This window comes from Cupriavidus sp. GW823-FHT07B10 (genome assembly GCF_058794355.1).
In genome coordinates this window covers 1-14,506 of sequence record NZ_JBXAGS010000022.1, presented here as the reverse complement: position 1 = coordinate 14,506, position 14,506 = coordinate 1, and the positions used below count along the sequence as shown (strand labels likewise).

Below are 14,506 nucleotides of genomic sequence, written 5' to 3'. Positions count from 1 at the left end.
CCAGCCTCTTCTTCACGCGTCTGGCAGCAGCAGGTTACGTGTGCCCGATGGAATTGGCAGACGGGCCGGCAGACCAGAACAAGGTATCGCGCGCCGATTGCCTGAGCGCGGGTGACGACCAGTTGGCGCTCTGCGCCAATTCGTTTGGCGACGGGCGTCTGTGGACAAGCAATAACGGCCATCCGCCAGAAGGCGAGACCCCACCGGTACAGGAAGTCCGCCATCCCTGGTCAGTTCGGCCCGGGCGCGGCATTTCCCTGCACCCCTTACCATCCTACCTGGTGGTATCTGCGCCGGTCTATCTTCAGACGGCCAGACTCCGACTCTGATTGACCCGAATGGCGGCAACGCTTGCCGCCACTTGTAAGAAGCGGCGCACGCACGTCATGGCTCGAACAGAGCACGCCGAGTCGTGCCGCGCCCATGACAGTCAACATTCGGGACAATCCACCATGAAAGCCATTCGAATTCTTACCACCGTCACGCTCGCCGCGCTCAGCGCATCGGCCCTTGCGGGACCGAACTGGGACGTCATCAACAGTGCGCGCCTGGCAGCGCAACCGCAAAGGGTAGCCAGTGCAGGCGATGCCGCCGAGCAGGCAATGTGCGACCACTGCGCCCAGATGATGGGGCAAATGCCCGCCGGTGCAATCGATATGCACGGGCAAATGATGCATCGCTCCGCCGGCCAGTCGAGCCGCGCGGCGGCGCTGTTTGGCGAGCGGGCAACGGCACCCGCAGGCACTCGCTCGGTCACCATCACCCCGGGGATGAAGGCAGTTCCCGTCAGCGCCGGCGAGACCGTGCGCTTTGATTTCGGTTCGACCTCGGCCGCCTGGACGTTCGCCATGCGGCCAGGCAACGCCGCCGTCGAACTGAGCACCTTGTTTCCGGAAATTCCTGCCGCAAAGGGCGTCTGGGCCTATCTCAGCGGCACCAACTTCTACTCGGGCCATTGAACCGAGTCGGGCAAGGTCCCAAGGTATTCCAGAGACTACGCATTGCGCATCGTGTCACTGGATATGAAAAGCAGACGGATCATAAGCCGGGCAGCACCGGCCCTCATATCCGAACGATTGGAGAAAGCATCATGAAATCGATCAAGAAAGTCATCCTCGCCAGTGTGGTGCTGGCAACCCTCGGCGCAACCTCGGGTGCAGCCATAGCTGTGCGACAGGTGGATCCCTTCCACGATGGCGCCCATGTCGCCGACACGCGCAATCCCTTTACCGATGGGGCCCGCTCGGTGACCGATCCACGCGACCCGTTCACGGATGGCGGGCACGGTTCGGTGGCCCCCCGCGACCCGTTTACCGATGGCGCAAGGGGCACGACAGGGCGCGTGGAAGCTGGGCTGCAGGCCGCCGGCGTGCGGAAGCCCGATCCGTTCACCGATGGCAGCCATGGGCTGGCTGGCTCGGGAGCCAAGGCAACTTAACGCGGCTCAGCTTTGCTGATCGGCATGGGCCAGGAGCGCCGGAGCGCTCCTGGCTCTCAGTCCTGCTCTCAGTCCCCAACTGAAGGGATGAAATGTCTGCGAGAACGCCGAGGCTGTCCGCTGCGCGGCATGCCATCAAAGCTCAGCCGACGATGCCGACCCTCGAACGAACGCTAGCACAGCATCGTGAACAGATCACCCGTCTTTGACCTTCCGCACGACGTCATTGTGGCAGTTCTGATTGCCTTGGCGCTGACGTTCTGTGCAATTGGCTTGTTCGCCTGGTATCTTCGCCGTCAGTATGGTGCCCACCGTCCACGCACGCCCAGTCGGGAGGCTCCCTCGCGCAGGCGTCGTCGCAAAGTGGCAAAAAAAAGCAAGTAGCCGCAGAGTCCCGGCAGGCAGACGGCGGTGATCGTTATGCGGGTCAAAGCGGCGTGAGGTCAGAGTGACGCGCTGCGTTCGGCTGGCGATGCTACCTTGCTCCCTTGCAGCTTCCGCAGTGAAGCTTCACCGATCCTCTGGAGGCGGGGCTGCGCGACGCCTCCGCCGACTAGGCTGGCAATGCCCTTCGAGACAATCGTTTGCACCGTTTGCCCAGGCCAGCAGGAGCACAACGGCGGCAATGAGCGTGAGCGTCATCGAGCCCCCCTTTTGGCATCGCGTCCTGCCCCGCGGAACAGCCGACGCAAAGCACAGCGTGTCAGTCCGCTCCTAGGACACGCCGGCGAATCAGCCAGTCGACCGACAGCTTCCCCGGGCCGCGCGCCAGCAGCACCAGCAGCATCGCCGCCCACTGAATGTGCGTGGGCCACGCCTGCGGATAGACGAACACCTGAATCACCGTCGTCATGCCGAGCAAGACCAGCGCCACAGGACGCGTCGCCAGGCCCAGCATGAGCGAGACCGGTGCGACCAGCTCGATCGAAACCGCCGCGTAGGCGGCCGCCTCGGCCGGGATCAGGGGGACGTTGTAATCTTCCCGGAAGAGATAGAGGGCCGACTCCCAGTTGGCGAGCTTAGCCATCGCCGAGTTCCAGAAGACCGTGGCGAGCGCGAGTCGCAGCGGGATGGCCAGGACAGTGTGGGGAAAGCGATCCAGCCATGCCAGCACGCGCCGCGCGCGCTCGGCAAGCCTCAGGGATGAAGCAGTGGAATGGGTGAGATGGCTCATAGGAACGGGTCCATGGTTAGTCGAATGGCCGCCCGGGCAGGCCGATGGCGGTGAAGCAGCCGGAGGCCAGCAGTGTGGCAAGCCAGGCGTGCGTGTCTGGCGGGGTCTCCTCCAGCGCGGCGTGTAACGGACGCCCCGCGAACAGGGCTGCCGCGAAGTGCCATTGCCATGCGCCCAGGCGGTCGACTTCGACGCCCGACGGGGTCCGGTGGACGAGCAGCCAGACCGGCCCGGCGTTCAGGTCGATGGCCCCCATGGCACCGTCGTCGCGGGTTAGCACCGCCCGCCAGATCGCGTCGATTGGGAAGTCGGATTGCAACAGTCGCACGGCTGGATGCGGCGTGAAGCAGATATCGCGCCGTTCGGCGTCCTCCAGCAGCGCGAGGCGATCCAGATCGAGTGGCTTCGCGTCGGGCGCGTGCAGCACGGTATTGACCGCCCATTCGAGCCGGGCGGTGTCCGGTAGATAGGCCAGCGAGTCGGCCTGCGGCAGCCCCGCCAGGAAGTCCGGGAACGCCGCGCCATATGTGTCCAGCCATGCGCTCCTTGGCGGGGAGTCTTCCATGAAGAGCCTGGCGGCGCCCTCGAAGAACTCAGAACCCACCAAGGCGTGGATGGCCGGATAGGACAGGCGCAGCGCCGTCACCAGTGTGCCGATGGCCGTGTTCCGGTAGATGCCGAGCCGCGCCTGCGGCGTGAGGCCGTCTGCGTCCACGAAAGTGGACATGTCACCATCCGCACCTTGCAGTAGGCCCTGGCCGATGGCGCGCTGCAACTCAAGCAGCGTAGGGGGATGCGATGGCATGCTGTTGCCTCTCCAGAGCCGCCTCGGCGATTGCCGCCTCTTCCATCAGGATCTCGAGCGTGGGTACGTCGGTGTCCCATTCGATCAGCGTGGGCACTGGTCCGAAGCGCTGGAGCGCGGCCGCGTACAAGGCCCATACCGCGGTCGCCACGCGCGAGCCGTGATCGTCGATGCGCAGGGTTCGCCCCTGCTCGAGCTCCCGCACGCTATGGCCGGCCAGATGGATCTCGCCGATCGCCGCTGGCGGTAGCGCATGCAGGTACGTCATGGCGTCCCACCCGTGATTGCTGGCGCTGACATAGATATTGTTGACGTCGCACAGGATGCCGCACCCGGTGCGGTACGCGACCTCGGCCAGGAACTCCCACTCGGGAATGGTCGAGTGAGCAAAGCGCAAGTAGGTCGACGGGTTCTCGACCAGGATGCGACGCTTCAGAGAGGTCTGGGTCTGCTCGACGTGCCGGCACACGACGGTCAGCGCTTCCTCGGTCATCGGCAGTGGCAAGAGATCCGCGAGATAGGTCCCGGCGGTCACGCTCCAGGACAGATGCTCGGAGACCAGTCCCGGTTCGATCCGCGTCACTACCTCGCGCACGCGCGCCAGATGGGTCATGTCCAGCCCTTCCGCACTACCTAACGACAGGCCAACGCCGTGCAGCGAGATCGGGTAATCGCGTCGAATGGCGTCCAGGTAAGCGGGCGCGCTGCCGCCCCCCATATAGTTCTCGGTATGCACCTCAAACCAAGCGACTGCGGGGCGCTCCGCCGCCACTACCTGATGGTGCCGGAAGCGCAGTCCGACCCCGGCTCGCGCCGGGATCGGGCCGGGCCCGTGTTGCAGCGCAACAGACGAGGCATCCATTGCTCTGCTCGATCAGACGGCCTTGAGGCTGCCGCCCTGGATTTTGCCGCAGTCGCCGGCCGGCAACAGCACGAACGATTTGGTGTCGCGCGCCTTGGTCGCTTGTCCCGCGCAGGAATGCGCGCCTTCCGCGCAGTCGTTCTTCGACACGGCATTGATGCCGTAGCACTTTTCCAGCTTGCCCTTTTCCATCCTGGCCATGTTGTCCTTGACGATCTGTGGCATGTCCTTCATGGGCTGCTGCGCCAGTGCGGGTGCAGCGGCCATGGCGAGGGCGAGCCCCAGGGCGGACGACAAGGTCGAAGCGGCCAACATATGCTTGCTCATCATGAATTCTCCTGAGTGTTGCGGCCCGAATCCGGGGCCGTGTCAGGAAATTCGACTGGATGCGACCAAAGGTTACGTCTCTCCAAAAATTTATTTGCGCGACAAACGGTTACTCATGACGCAGAATTCAGCCATGTCTACCCAAGCGCACCGTCGTGACGGCAAACCGAGTATCGTGAGCGATACCCTGAAATCGGCTTATGCTGACCGAACTTCTGAGCCAACTCGCCGGTCAGACGGCTCGATGGACTGGTCAATTGCGATGGCCCGCGCGCAAGACGGCGACCACGAGGCCTACCGACGCTTGCTCGAAGCCATCACCCCCTATGTGCGGGCGCTGGCGGCTCGCCAGGTCCGGAACCGCAGCGACATTGAGGACACGGTGCAGGACGTGCTGATGACGGTACACGCAGTCCGCCACACTTATGATCCGGCACGTCCGTTCGGCCCGTGGCTGGTCGCCATTGCCAACCGGCGCATCGTCGACGGCCTGCGCCGGCGGGGACGCGTCGGCTCGCATGAAACAGAACTCGATCCGGAGCAGGAAACCTTTTGGCCCTCTGAAGCGAACTTACAAGAGGAGACAGTGGACGCGCGCGCGGTGCGGGATGCCATCGAGCGGCTGCCTGCCGGACAGCGCGACGCAGTGCGGATGCTCAAGCTCGAGGAAATGTCGCTGAAAGAGGCCGCTGCCGCGAGCGGAATGTCGGTGGCCGCGCTGAAGGTTGCCACGCATCGTGCCTTGAAGACGCTGCGCAAGTTTTTCGAATCGCAAGGTAACAAGTCGTGAGACCCACCTCTAATCTGATCGACTCACTGGTGGCCGACGCAGCGCCGGTGCGGCGCTTGCGCCCGCCGATGGTGCGGGCGGCATGCTGGCTGCTGCTGGCCGCCCTGATTCTGGCGTTGGCCGCGTCCCATCATGGCCTGCGACCCGATCTGGCGGCGAAGCTGGCGCAGCCAGTCTTTGTCACCGGCGTGGCCGCAGCGATGCTGACCGCCGTGCTGGCCGCAGTGGCGGCGTTCCTGGCCAGCGTTCCCGGGCGGTCACGGCAGTGGCTGCTACTGCCGGTACCGGCGCTCCTGGCCTGGTTTGCCACCATCGGCTACGGTTGTCTGACAAATTGGGTCAAGATCGGGCCGGGCGGCATCTCGCTCGGCGAGACGGCCAGTTGCTTCGCCACGCTAACGATGGTGGGCGTGCCACTGTCGTTTGCCCTGCTGATCATGCTGCGCCATGTGGCACGGCTTTCCCCCGCGCCCGTGGCAATGTGCGGCAGCCTCGCTGTCGCCGCCCTGACAGCCACCGCGCTGGCTATCCTGCACCCGCTCGACGCCACGGTCATGATTCTGGTGTGGAACGTCGGCGTCGCGCTGCTATTCGTGGGCGTCAGCGGCAGGTATGGGGATCGGCTGTTCGGTTGGGTGGTGCCGCGCTGACGCGGTAGGGGCGCCGGGATCGCAGCATAAGAATTGGTGGCCAGCGCGCTACGATCCGCCAAAAGCCGAGCATGCTGTCAAGTCAGAACGACGAGCAACGCAAGAAGCCTGCCCGAAGCAGGTCGTCGAAGTGGGGTAGTGGCTGTAGCGGGCTGTCTTTCGCGTCCAAGCGCCGTGAAAAATGGGCGCGGATTTCGAACCAACGCGATCCGGCTGTGGCACCGCTAGGGTCAGTGCGAACCCGTCGCCCATACCCGACCGGATACACGAATCAGTGTCCGCGCCGGTCGACGTTGAGCACCTGGTCGAGCCGGACCACCTCGTTTCCCTTCATGGTAATCCGCGTGCCGTCTTTTGCCTCCAACACCTGACCTTCCTTCACGCTCACGGCGCGGCCGAACGGATTTTCTACTCCCATCTTGCCGTCCTTGAACACGTGAACGGTCGAGCCGTCCCTGAGCGCATAGGACTTCACGATGTCACTCCTGTCGGCCGCGATTGCAGACAGCGAAACGACGGTGCTGAGCGCGGCGATTGCAAGCTTGTTGTACATGACATGCTCCCTTCGGCAGGCAAGACTAGTCCGAAGCGAGTGTCCGGAGACACTCGGCTCCAACGCCTAGACTCGCAGCCCGGCTGCGCGTGGCAGATCAGACGCGATAGCCGTAAAGTGTGCCGTCGCCGGTACGCGCGTTGTCGAGCGCGTCGGCCACAAGATCCGGCGCTATTGCCCGCGTGCCATCCGTATACGGGTCAAACCGGCCACTCTTGGCGCCGTCCGTGAAGGGGTCGCGCTTGTCGCCAACCCTGGCGCCATCCGAATACACGTCGAATTTACCGGCCTTTCCGCCATCGGTGTATGGATCGCGCGGCGCCATGATGCTGCTGCCATCCGTGTAGAAGTCACGTAACGGTGCCGCATTTGCTACTGTCGTGCCCAAAGCCGCAGTGACCGCCGCGGCGATAACCCAAAGTCTCTTGTCCATCTTTCGCCTCCTTCCATAAAGGATCCGCGTCCTAGAGGAAACCAGGAAGCCTGGTGTACTTTAAGATTCGTCGCGAAGCGCAGAAAGGTTACAAGCTGGCTGTATAGCTGGCTGTCGACGATCCATACCATCCGCCGCGCCAACGAGCGGACGAAGCCTGCAAGCCGGCAAAGGGCGCGCCCTCGCGCGATGCAGACCGGACAGCTCCCTGACGCTCCTGTTCCGGCTCCCTGTTTCCGCGATTCTGGTACGATTGATCCAGAAAGGAACCTTCATGGCACGCTCCATTGAATTTGACAAATCCGAGGCGCTCTCCGCCGCAATCGAGGCGATTTGGCATCGTGGCTATCACGCCGTCTCGACCAGCGATCTGACGGCCGAGATGGGGCTCGCGAGGTCTTCCCTGTACAACACCTTCGGCAGCAAGCGGGAAGTCTTCATGACGGCCTTGCGGCAATACGGCACAGAGCGCGCCGCGCAGTTGGCGAAAAGCCTTGAGCGACAGCCCGTTCACAAAGGCCTGCGGGTGTTGCTGACCGCGATCGCGAAAGATAACGATGCAGGCAAAGGCTGCCTTCTGGTCAATTCGGCCGTCGAGGTGGCACCGCACGACGCAGAAATCGCCACCGTCGTGAAGGAGGGCTTCATACAGATGGCACATGTTTTCGAATCGGCGCTTTGCGCCGGCCAGGCGCGCGGCGAAATCCGCGCCGACATTGAGCCCACGGCGGAAGCCATCGCCCTTGTCAACGGCATTGCGGGCCTTCGTGTACTCGCCAAGGCCGGCTTTGACGCCAGGGCGTTGAAGCCAACCATTGAAGGGTTGCTGTCGAGACTTGAAACCTAGATTTTTTCTCTTTTCTGTATCGATCGATCCAATTTTCTTCCGTCACGAGGAGAACATCATGGAAAACGTTGCGCATCTTTCCTTGCCCGCCCAGTCACTGGAGACCGCCCAAGGTCGTGCCAAGGAGGCGCTCGAAACGGCCCTCAAGCAGGTCGGCATGATTCCCAATATGTATGCCGGGATGGCCAATGCGCCCGGCTTGCTCAAGACCTACCTGTTCGGCTACAACCTGTGTTTCTCGCGATCAGTCGGGTCAACGAGTGCGACTATTGCATGGCTGCCCACAGCATGATTGCCGAGGTAGTCTCCAAGACGCCGGCGCAGGCCATCGGCGCCCTGCGCGCGGACCAGCCGGTCGACGATCCGAAGCTGAGTGTGTTGGCGAGCTTCACACGGTTGATGGTCGAGTCGCGCGGCCGCCCCACCAAACAGGACGTGGAAGCCTTCCTTACGGCCGGATACGGCGAACGGCACGTGCTCGAGATCATTCTCGCGATTGGGGTCAAAACGCTCAGCAATTACGCCAATCACGTGTTCCACACCAGGCTGGACCCGCGGTTCGAGGAGCATGCGTGGGAGCCTCCGCGCAAATGAAGTTAGCGAGGCTTTCACGTGCTCCGTGAATGGCCCCGCCAACTCTGACGATTCCGACAACCGCAGCAATCTTTGGCATCGTGGCGTCATAGCCGCGGCTTCAACGCGCCTGCAGGCGTCCGGCGCTGAAATCAATGTCGCTGGTGTGATCGCCTCAGTGGTGCCTTTAGCTGGGTCACATGTATGATGGTCCGAGAAGCGCTGGAGTTTCGCGCGAGGCGGAGCGCCCAGCGGGAATCATCGCCACGTTGCTTTCCCTGGACCATTCCCCTTCTTTCAGACCGCCTGCGGAGGCGCGTTCCGTGTCCTGGTCCGGATTCGGCGAAATAGCCGGATCCGCCCGGGTAGCCAAATTGCGTGCCGTCGCCCACTTCGCGAACGTTGCCTGAAGGACTGGCACCGAACTCTGGCAAGCAGGCACACGCGCGGTCCGTGCAGGGACTTGCGAACCCTGGGTTCGCCGGTGAGTCGATCGGACGGGCACATGCCCAATGCAGGGCAGAGAATAAGTTTGGCGTCCATCTTTGCCTCCCTCAATGGCTACGGTCCGAGGCCTCTCAATATGAAGGTTCGCTCGCGGTGCGGAAAAGGTTTCCCCGCCTCGAACTGCGTGCCAGGATTCGTCGAATACCTGTAACCTTTTCGCGACTGCCGGCGAACTTGCAAGCTGAGGGCTTCGTCAGTGCTGCGCGTGTGGCAGGGAGTCGTCTTAAACTGACATCGCCAATCCCGCTCGTGTTGAAGCGGAACCAGAGGCCTTTTTGCCTTCATCCACAGGAGAACCACATGAAAGCTCCGCGTTGGTTGCTTCCGGCAATGCTGCTGCCGCTTGCAATGCCCCTGCAGGCAGCCGATGGCTTGGTCACCGTGCCAAGCCCGTTGGCGTCGAGGGCGGCCATGGACAAGCTTGAAGCAGCGGTAAAGGAGCGAGGGCTGACCGTGCTTGCGCGCATTGACCATGCCGCAGGCGCGGCAAAGATCGGTAAATCGCTGCGACCGACCGAATTGCTGATTTTCGGCAATGCGCAGGGTGGCACGCCCCAGATGGAGTGTGCGCAGTCGATCGGCATTGATTTGCCCTTGAAGGCGCTCGTATGGACGGATACGAATGGGCGGACATGGGTCAGCTACAACGATCCGGTGTTTCTGGCCCAGCGCCACGGAGTGCCTGACTGCCCTGCGGCAGGTAATTTACGCCAGGTCCTTTCCCGTCTGATTGACGCGGCAGTGGCGCCGTAGAAGAGAGTACCTGTTTCATGCGCTGCGACGATGCGGCTACGAGGACCATGCGAAAATCTTGCGCCGGTCGCTGTGCTGCGGCATCGAACGAAGCGGATTCCGCGAGTACTACAACCCATTCAGCGGGGAAGGCTACGGGGCAAAAGACTTTACTTGGTCCGGCCTAGTGATCGACATGGTGTGAGATCCAAATGGCCTCGAGCCGCAGCCTGACTGTCCACACCGAAACGGAACAGTTTGATCTAGCCCCTTTCATAGGCCCGCAGGGATACATCCTCCTCGCTCTGCTGCGAGCTTATTTCAGCTAGCGCTGTCACTCGGCCATGTTCGCGCGGCGGCATCTCCTGTAGTCGGGATCACACCCGAGAGCAGGGTTTAGTATGCCTTCAAGGCAAGAAAGCGTCTCTATGTACCCATTTGCTATCGCCATCCGCGAAAGTAGGAGGTCGCCCGACATCGAGATCGACGTGGTCCAACTAGAACAATAAAAACATGACCACACGAAGAGGTAAGCCTATGTCAATCAAAGCCGTTCAGGTCGTACTGACTGAAGAATCACGTTGGGCCGTAGAAACCGACGATCCGAGCACACGTGTTACCTATCCATCTCGCGGCGCGGCGATTGCCGCAGGCGTCCATATGGCTATAGCGGAAGACGCCATCCTCATGATCCATGGCATCGAGGGCGAGCCAAAGAAGAGGCGGCGCTGTGCCCCTCGATGACACACTGCACTCCATCCACCTTGCCTGAGCTACCGCAACGTTACTGTCGCTGCTGTCTATTAGAACGGTGCCGAGCGAGCCGACGATGTGGTCGATTGCCTAAGTTTCACTCGGAAGCGGCCAGATGAGGCCGCATCAATAGGAGGACGCGATGGAACTTCATATGCATTCACACCACTTTACGCGGCGGATGCCGGATTGGCGTGCCGCCGCTATCGCCGGCGTAGTCGCCGGGCTGGTCTTTCTGGTCGTCGAGCTTGGCGCGCTGTGGCTGATGGGTCAGAGCCCCTGGGGACCGCCGCGGATGATCGCCGCAATTGTGATGGGCCGCGATGTCCTGTCACAGACAGTGCCTGGCGCTGGCGTCATGCTTGCAGCGCTGGCGGTGCATTTTGCACTGTCCGTCGTGCTCGGCCTGATCATAGCCATGATCATGGCACCGTTCCAGTTCGATTCGAGCGTCGCCATGGCATCGCTCGTAGGCGCGGTGTTCGGCGTCGGCGTGTACTGGATTAACTTCTATGGTATGACGCAGTTTTTCCCTTGGTTTGCCGAAGCGCGCGGCACCTTGAGCTTTCTGGCACACGTCGTGTTTGGCCTGGTCGCCGCCGACGCTTATCTGAAACTCGAGAGAAAGATCGATAGCAAGATCGATAGCCCAGACAGGGCAGGCGCCACCGGCTGATCTGTATCCGCCCTTGACATGACCGGCCGCATCCCACCTTGGCGGTCGGCCACCATCAACTCTCAGGCGCTCGTTGGACTGACTCAGGGCATTTTGTCCGATGCTGCCGGGCGTGAGAGCGGGTCATCAGCTTTCAGCCTCCAAGCCGTTTCATCGACAGCCGCACGAAGGCTCTTGAGAACTGCTCGGCTCGCCGCTCGCAGTTCTGCGATGCAGGGCGCACACGACATCGGAACATCGCTTACCGCGTCGAACGCCAAGTGTCCAGCGCGCAGCACCTAGGAAGTTCCCTGACTTGGGAAACAGAGTGTAAATGCCTCCCGCGGCCCCTTGCTTGCAGGGTATGGTAGCTCTTCGACTCACCGACCGGAGAGGCGCCATGCCATCGCCCCCCGTACCTCTCCGGCGGTACCACCGAGTCAACTACCCGCTCCCCCACCTATCCTAGCGTCGCAGCAACACAGTTGGGTGGCAGCATTCATGTCGCGCCTTGATAATTCGTATATGGGGGTATTGAATGAACTTTCGCGGCGCGCGCGGTAGGCGCCGTGGTCAAGGGACCTTGCAGAAGGGGTCGCACTTCGCCACACGGGCACGGGCCAAGCGCCCGGTGCGACGACGGTGATAGACGCTTTTCCCGCAAACTAGAACGACGCAGGAGATGAACGTGCTGAGTCCTCATGAAATTGCCGCACTCATTCTGGTCAAGGACGCCCCGAATCCGGAAGAACTGGACCCCATGGCTATTGACACGCTGCTCGCGCATCGATATGTCACGCTCGAAAACCGGCCTTCCGGCCAAGCGTGTCCCCGCCTCACCCAGCGCGGCGATTCCCTTCTGAAGGCGGTCGGGCGGTTCCGCTAAAGCGCTGCCCCGCCCACACGATCCATAGCGGTGCCGTTTGCCGCAGGCCTGCCAGCAAGCCACGCGTTTCGGCTCGTTGGCCCCAGGTCAATCGCACAACCCCCTGTGGCGCGTCAGTGGCGGCACGATGCCTCCACAGCGGGCCGCCGGGTCCAACCTCAAGGAGTCCACCATGCCTATGTCGCCCAGCGAACAGCTTTCGGCCCTGTCAGCCGCCAACCTCGACCTGCTGTTCAGTCTGACGAACAAGACCCTCGCCGGCCTCCAGAAACTGACCGAACTGAATCTGCAGACAATGAAAGCGACCTTGGCGGAATCCCAGGACAACCTCCAGAAGGCATTCGCCGCCAAGGACATCCAGGAGTTGCTGGCGCTGCAAGCGAGCCTGCTGCAGCCGGCGACCGAGAAGGCACAAGCGTACCGCCGTCAGTTGGTCGAGATCACCTCTGCCACACGAGCCGAATTCACGAAAGTCGCCGAAGCGCAGTACGAGGAGAACAAGCGCAAGATGCAAGAGGTCATCGACAGCGCCACGAAGACCGCCCCGGCCGGCTCGGAGGCCGCCGTGGCCGCTTGGCAATCAGCGGTGAGCGCCGCCACCAACCTGTGCGACACGATGCAGCAATCGACCAAGCAAGCGATCGAAATCACCGAGAGCAATCTGGACATCGCCGCTGCTGCGGCATCGAACGCCGCGCGGCAAGCGACTGGACACGCTGCGCGCGCCGCCAAGCGGTAGCGTGCGACGCTCCAGTGGCGACACGGCCGTCCATGCAAATGGTCTTTCCAATGCCTCTTATCGGGCTCGGCCAACGATGCCTGCCGCGCAGCGCGGGAAACCTGTAGGAGAACTTTAGTGGGAGAGCATCATCATGACCCACGGATCGCTGTGACTGGGAGGCATGGGAAGCTGGGCGGGGCCGTCAGCCTGGACGATTCCACTTGTTGCTGACGCCCCCGCTTTGGCGGCTGCTCTTCCCCGCGCGCGACGCGGCCTCGTGATAGCGGATTCGCGTACAATCGGCCGGAGCCACTACTCGTAGCCGGACCGTAATCGTTCCAGTGGCTGCAAAGTGCGAACCGCTTGCCTGAGGACGGCGATCCAGTCGTCCAGTTCCTCGATGACCGCTTCGGCCTGCTCGACCAGCGTTGGGCCGCTCGTCGCGTAGGAAAGCGCGGCGCCGTTGATGACGGTGTGGGCCATGCCATGCAGGCGCAAGAGATCATCTCGTAAGCCCGCCGGGTCACAGCAGCGCACACGGATTGCATCCAACTGATCGAGCACGCGCAAGATGGCAAAGGTATCGAAAGTTTCCTGCAGCGTCTGCAGGGCTTCGGCATCAACCTTGCCGTAAGGGGTGTCGATGTCAGGCATGGCGGGGCTTGCGAACGGAATGAGCGGGTCCGGCGAAGAGGCTGTCGCGAATCCAGGCCTCCGGCAGCCGTTCCAGGTGCAGCTTGTAATCACCGAAGCGCTTGACGTTGCTGGTCAGATAGGGACTCAGAAATTCGATATCGGCTACGCTGACCGCGATGCCTTCCTTCACCATCGCGCGCAAGGCCTGCATCATGTCGGCGGTGTTCTGCAAAATCACCGCCGAGGCAATCAGGTCATTGTAGCGCAGGCGTTTCTGTTGTTCCTCGGGGTCGTTCTCGGCCAGCACATCGCCCCCAAACGAGAACCATTTGGCAAAGCCATTGTAGGACTCGATCTTGTTGGTGGTGGCGGTGATCTCCTGCCGTAGCTCGCGACTCCCGATCCACTCGAGCAGGAATACCGTGCGCACGACCTTGCCGAGTTCTTGCGCGGCCAGGAACAGGCGATTGCGGCGGCTTTCCGAGCCGAACCGGCGCAGCAGGAGCGGCGAGGAGATCGTTCCCGCCTGGATCGACAGCGCGACCTGCATCAGGTCCTGCCAGTGGAAGCCAATCAGGTCCCAGTCCACCGTGTCAGAGAACAGGCGGTCGATGTGCTTGTATTTCGCATTGGCATCGGCGCGGTAGAGCTTCAGATCCTGCCAGTTGCGGATCCGCGGCATCAAATTGATACCGAGCAGATGGGTGAAGGCGAACACCGCGGCGGACTGGCCCTGGGTGTCGGCATGTACCGTGTCGGCTTCGACGCTCAAGCCAGCCTTGAGCAGGCCCTCGATCACGTAGATGGCTTCCCACACGCCAGGCGGGATGAAGTGCCGGAACACCGCAATGTAGTTGTCCGCCACGTGTCGGTAGGCCACGGCCCCCATCTTACGGTAGCGGAAGTGATAACCGGCCAGCAGGTTGTTGTCGTAGAAGTCGTACTGGGTACCGTCGGCCGCGACGGTCTTGCCATCGCCCCAATGCTTGGGCAAATCGAGCCGCAGGTATAGCTCGATCAGCTCCCGCTGGGCCGTTTCAAGCCGCTCCAGACTCAGGTGCCGCCGGTTGACAAAAGACATCATATGGGGGTCGCCTCAGAAAACGGAAAATAAAGCACGCTAAGCCGGTTGCAGCGGTCGTAGCGGCCTGAACTTGCCCGCGC

Annotated in this window: 19 protein-coding genes and 1 pseudogene; 12 read left to right on the top strand and 8 right to left on the bottom strand. The window is 62.3% G+C overall.

The features are described 5' to 3' along the window. Nucleotides 1-452: 452 nt before the first annotated feature. Both AC1Q6V_RS30025 and AC1Q6V_RS30020 read left to right on the top strand, forming a co-directional pair. Nucleotides 453-959 (top strand): CzcE family metal-binding protein, encoded by a 507-nt coding sequence (locus tag AC1Q6V_RS30025; RefSeq protein ID WP_492344651.1) that lies wholly within the window; start codon nt 453-455, stop codon nt 957-959. Between the two features lie 131 nt (nt 960-1,090). Beyond that, on the top strand, nt 1,091-1,438 hold the full coding sequence (locus AC1Q6V_RS30020; protein ID WP_151073210.1) for a hydroxyquinol 1,2-dioxygenase: 348 nt from the start codon (nt 1,091-1,093) through the stop codon (nt 1,436-1,438). A 703-nt stretch (nt 1,439-2,141) separates the two neighbouring features. Here the strand turns inward: AC1Q6V_RS30020 and AC1Q6V_RS30015 are convergent. From AC1Q6V_RS30015 to bufA1, 4 genes are read right to left on the bottom strand one after another with little or no spacing between them, the layout of a single operon-like run. After that, a complete protein-coding gene (locus AC1Q6V_RS30015; RefSeq protein WP_439673211.1) occupies nt 2,142-2,612 on the bottom strand; it encodes a DoxX family protein in 471 nt (156 codons plus the stop codon). A 16-nt stretch (nt 2,613-2,628) separates the two neighbouring features. Beyond that, entirely contained in the window at nt 2,629-3,417 is a 789-nt protein-coding gene (locus tag AC1Q6V_RS30010) for an HvfC/BufC N-terminal domain-containing protein (protein ID WP_439673210.1), read from the bottom strand. Further along, nucleotides 3,389-4,279, bottom strand: a complete 891-nt coding sequence (gene bufB, locus AC1Q6V_RS30005) for an MNIO family bufferin maturase (protein WP_439673209.1) — start codon at nt 4,277-4,279, stop codon at nt 3,389-3,391. The genes AC1Q6V_RS30010 and bufB overlap by 29 nt, the downstream gene beginning before the upstream one ends. A gap of 12 nt (nt 4,280-4,291) precedes the next feature. After that, nucleotides 4,292-4,606 carry a BufA1 family periplasmic bufferin-type metallophore gene (gene bufA1 / locus AC1Q6V_RS30000; protein ID WP_439673241.1) on the bottom strand — a complete coding sequence of 105 codons (315 nt, stop codon included), beginning with the start codon at nt 4,604-4,606 and terminating at the stop codon, nt 4,292-4,294. Nucleotide 4,607: 1 nt separating this feature from the next. Here bufA1 and AC1Q6V_RS29995 point away from each other — a divergent pair, with 1 nt between their 5' ends. Continuing rightward, the gene (locus AC1Q6V_RS29995; protein ID WP_492344650.1) at nt 4,608-5,396 is read left to right on the top strand and encodes a sigma-70 family RNA polymerase sigma factor; all 789 of its coding nucleotides are present in this window, start codon (nt 4,608-4,610) and stop codon (nt 5,394-5,396) included. Further along, complete coding sequence (locus AC1Q6V_RS29990) at nt 5,393-6,046, top strand: NrsF family protein (protein WP_439673208.1); 654 nt, start codon at nt 5,393-5,395, stop codon at nt 6,044-6,046. The genes AC1Q6V_RS29995 and AC1Q6V_RS29990 overlap by 4 nt, the downstream gene beginning before the upstream one ends. Before the next feature lie 271 nt (nt 6,047-6,317). Here AC1Q6V_RS29990 and copK read toward each other — a convergent pair whose 3' ends face one another. After that, nucleotides 6,318-6,599: a periplasmic Cu(I)/Cu(II)-binding protein CopK gene (copK, locus tag AC1Q6V_RS29985; RefSeq protein WP_439673207.1), complete on the bottom strand. Its 282-nt coding sequence runs from the start codon at nt 6,597-6,599 to the stop codon at nt 6,318-6,320. Nucleotides 6,600-6,696: 97 nt separating this feature from the next. Further along, the gene (locus AC1Q6V_RS29980; RefSeq protein WP_439673206.1) at nt 6,697-7,032 is read right to left on the bottom strand and encodes a hypothetical protein; all 336 of its coding nucleotides are present in this window, start codon (nt 7,030-7,032) and stop codon (nt 6,697-6,699) included. A gap of 274 nt (nt 7,033-7,306) precedes the next feature. Between AC1Q6V_RS29980 and AC1Q6V_RS29975 the strand changes: the two genes are divergently transcribed. The 8 genes from AC1Q6V_RS29975 (at nt 7,307) to phaP (ending at nt 12,724) form a co-directional block, all read left to right on the top strand. Continuing rightward, entirely contained in the window at nt 7,307-7,879 is a 573-nt protein-coding gene (locus AC1Q6V_RS29975) for a TetR/AcrR family transcriptional regulator (protein WP_439673205.1), read from the top strand. 58 nt (nt 7,880-7,937) lie between these two features. Then, a complete protein-coding gene (locus tag AC1Q6V_RS29970; RefSeq protein WP_439673204.1) occupies nt 7,938-8,171 on the top strand; it encodes a hypothetical protein in 234 nt (77 codons plus the stop codon). Continuing rightward, nucleotides 8,153-8,473, top strand: a complete 321-nt coding sequence (locus tag AC1Q6V_RS29965) for a carboxymuconolactone decarboxylase family protein (protein WP_492344649.1) — start codon at nt 8,153-8,155, stop codon at nt 8,471-8,473. The genes AC1Q6V_RS29970 and AC1Q6V_RS29965 overlap by 19 nt, the downstream gene beginning before the upstream one ends. A gap of 786 nt (nt 8,474-9,259) precedes the next feature. After that, nucleotides 9,260-9,712, top strand: a complete 453-nt coding sequence (locus AC1Q6V_RS29960; RefSeq protein ID WP_439673172.1) for a DUF302 domain-containing protein — start codon at nt 9,260-9,262, stop codon at nt 9,710-9,712. Continuing rightward, nucleotides 9,690-9,896 (top strand): MGH1-like glycoside hydrolase domain-containing protein, encoded by a 207-nt coding sequence (locus AC1Q6V_RS29955; protein WP_492344648.1) that lies wholly within the window; start codon nt 9,690-9,692, stop codon nt 9,894-9,896. The genes AC1Q6V_RS29960 and AC1Q6V_RS29955 overlap by 23 nt, the downstream gene beginning before the upstream one ends. 690 nt (nt 9,897-10,586) lie before the next feature. After that, nucleotides 10,587-11,120 (top strand): hypothetical protein, encoded by a 534-nt coding sequence (locus tag AC1Q6V_RS29950; RefSeq protein WP_439673175.1) that lies wholly within the window; start codon nt 10,587-10,589, stop codon nt 11,118-11,120. A 667-nt stretch (nt 11,121-11,787) separates the two neighbouring features. Continuing rightward, nucleotides 11,788-11,985: a hypothetical protein gene (locus AC1Q6V_RS29945; protein ID WP_492344647.1), complete on the top strand. Its 198-nt coding sequence runs from the start codon at nt 11,788-11,790 to the stop codon at nt 11,983-11,985. 172 nt (nt 11,986-12,157) lie between these two features. Continuing rightward, nucleotides 12,158-12,724, top strand: a complete 567-nt coding sequence (phaP, locus tag AC1Q6V_RS29940; protein ID WP_439673177.1) for a TIGR01841 family phasin — start codon at nt 12,158-12,160, stop codon at nt 12,722-12,724. A gap of 294 nt (nt 12,725-13,018) precedes the next feature. Here phaP and tnpC read toward each other — a convergent pair whose 3' ends face one another. Together tnpC and AC1Q6V_RS29930 are read right to left on the bottom strand one after the other, a co-directional pair. After that, nucleotides 13,019-13,360: a Tn3 family transposase post-transcriptional regulator TnpC gene (tnpC, locus tag AC1Q6V_RS29935; RefSeq protein ID WP_439673178.1), complete on the bottom strand. Its 342-nt coding sequence runs from the start codon at nt 13,358-13,360 to the stop codon at nt 13,019-13,021. Further along, nucleotides 13,353-14,432: pseudogene (locus tag AC1Q6V_RS29930) on the bottom strand (Tn3 family transposase); the annotation flags it as partial. The gene tnpC and the pseudogene AC1Q6V_RS29930, both read right to left, overlap by 8 nt. Nucleotides 14,433-14,506: the final 74 nt, after the last annotated feature.

Coding starts and splice junctions, on each gene's coding strand:
- AC1Q6V_RS30025 (WP_492344651.1), top strand. CDS start 453: ATGAAAGCCATTCGAATTCTTACCACCGTCACGCTCGCCGCGCTCAGC.
- AC1Q6V_RS30020 (WP_151073210.1), top strand. CDS start 1,091: ATGAAATCGATCAAGAAAGTCATCCTCGCCAGTGTGGTGCTGGCAACC.
- AC1Q6V_RS30015 (WP_439673211.1), bottom strand. CDS start 2,612: ATGAGCCATCTCACCCATTCCACTGCTTCATCCCTGAGGCTTGCCGAG.
- AC1Q6V_RS30010 (WP_439673210.1), bottom strand. CDS start 3,417: ATGCCATCGCATCCCCCTACGCTGCTTGAGTTGCAGCGCGCCATCGGC.
- bufB (WP_439673209.1), bottom strand. CDS start 4,279: ATGGATGCCTCGTCTGTTGCGCTGCAACACGGGCCCGGCCCGATCCCG.
- bufA1 (WP_439673241.1), bottom strand. CDS start 4,606: ATGAGCAAGCATATGTTGGCCGCTTCGACCTTGTCGTCCGCCCTGGGG.
- AC1Q6V_RS29995 (WP_492344650.1), top strand. CDS start 4,608: ATGAATTCTCCTGAGTGTTGCGGCCCGAATCCGGGGCCGTGTCAGGAA.
- copK (WP_439673207.1), bottom strand. CDS start 6,599: ATGTACAACAAGCTTGCAATCGCCGCGCTCAGCACCGTCGTTTCGCTG.
- AC1Q6V_RS29980 (WP_439673206.1), bottom strand. CDS start 7,032: ATGGACAAGAGACTTTGGGTTATCGCCGCGGCGGTCACTGCGGCTTTG.
- AC1Q6V_RS29975 (WP_439673205.1), top strand. CDS start 7,307: ATGGCACGCTCCATTGAATTTGACAAATCCGAGGCGCTCTCCGCCGCA.
- AC1Q6V_RS29970 (WP_439673204.1), top strand. CDS start 7,938: ATGGAAAACGTTGCGCATCTTTCCTTGCCCGCCCAGTCACTGGAGACC.
- AC1Q6V_RS29965 (WP_492344649.1), top strand. CDS start 8,153: ATGGCTGCCCACAGCATGATTGCCGAGGTAGTCTCCAAGACGCCGGCG.
- AC1Q6V_RS29960 (WP_439673172.1), top strand. CDS start 9,260: ATGAAAGCTCCGCGTTGGTTGCTTCCGGCAATGCTGCTGCCGCTTGCA.
- AC1Q6V_RS29950 (WP_439673175.1), top strand. CDS start 10,587: ATGGAACTTCATATGCATTCACACCACTTTACGCGGCGGATGCCGGAT.
- phaP (WP_439673177.1), top strand. CDS start 12,158: ATGCCTATGTCGCCCAGCGAACAGCTTTCGGCCCTGTCAGCCGCCAAC.
- tnpC (WP_439673178.1), bottom strand. CDS start 13,360: ATGCCTGACATCGACACCCCTTACGGCAAGGTTGATGCCGAAGCCCTG.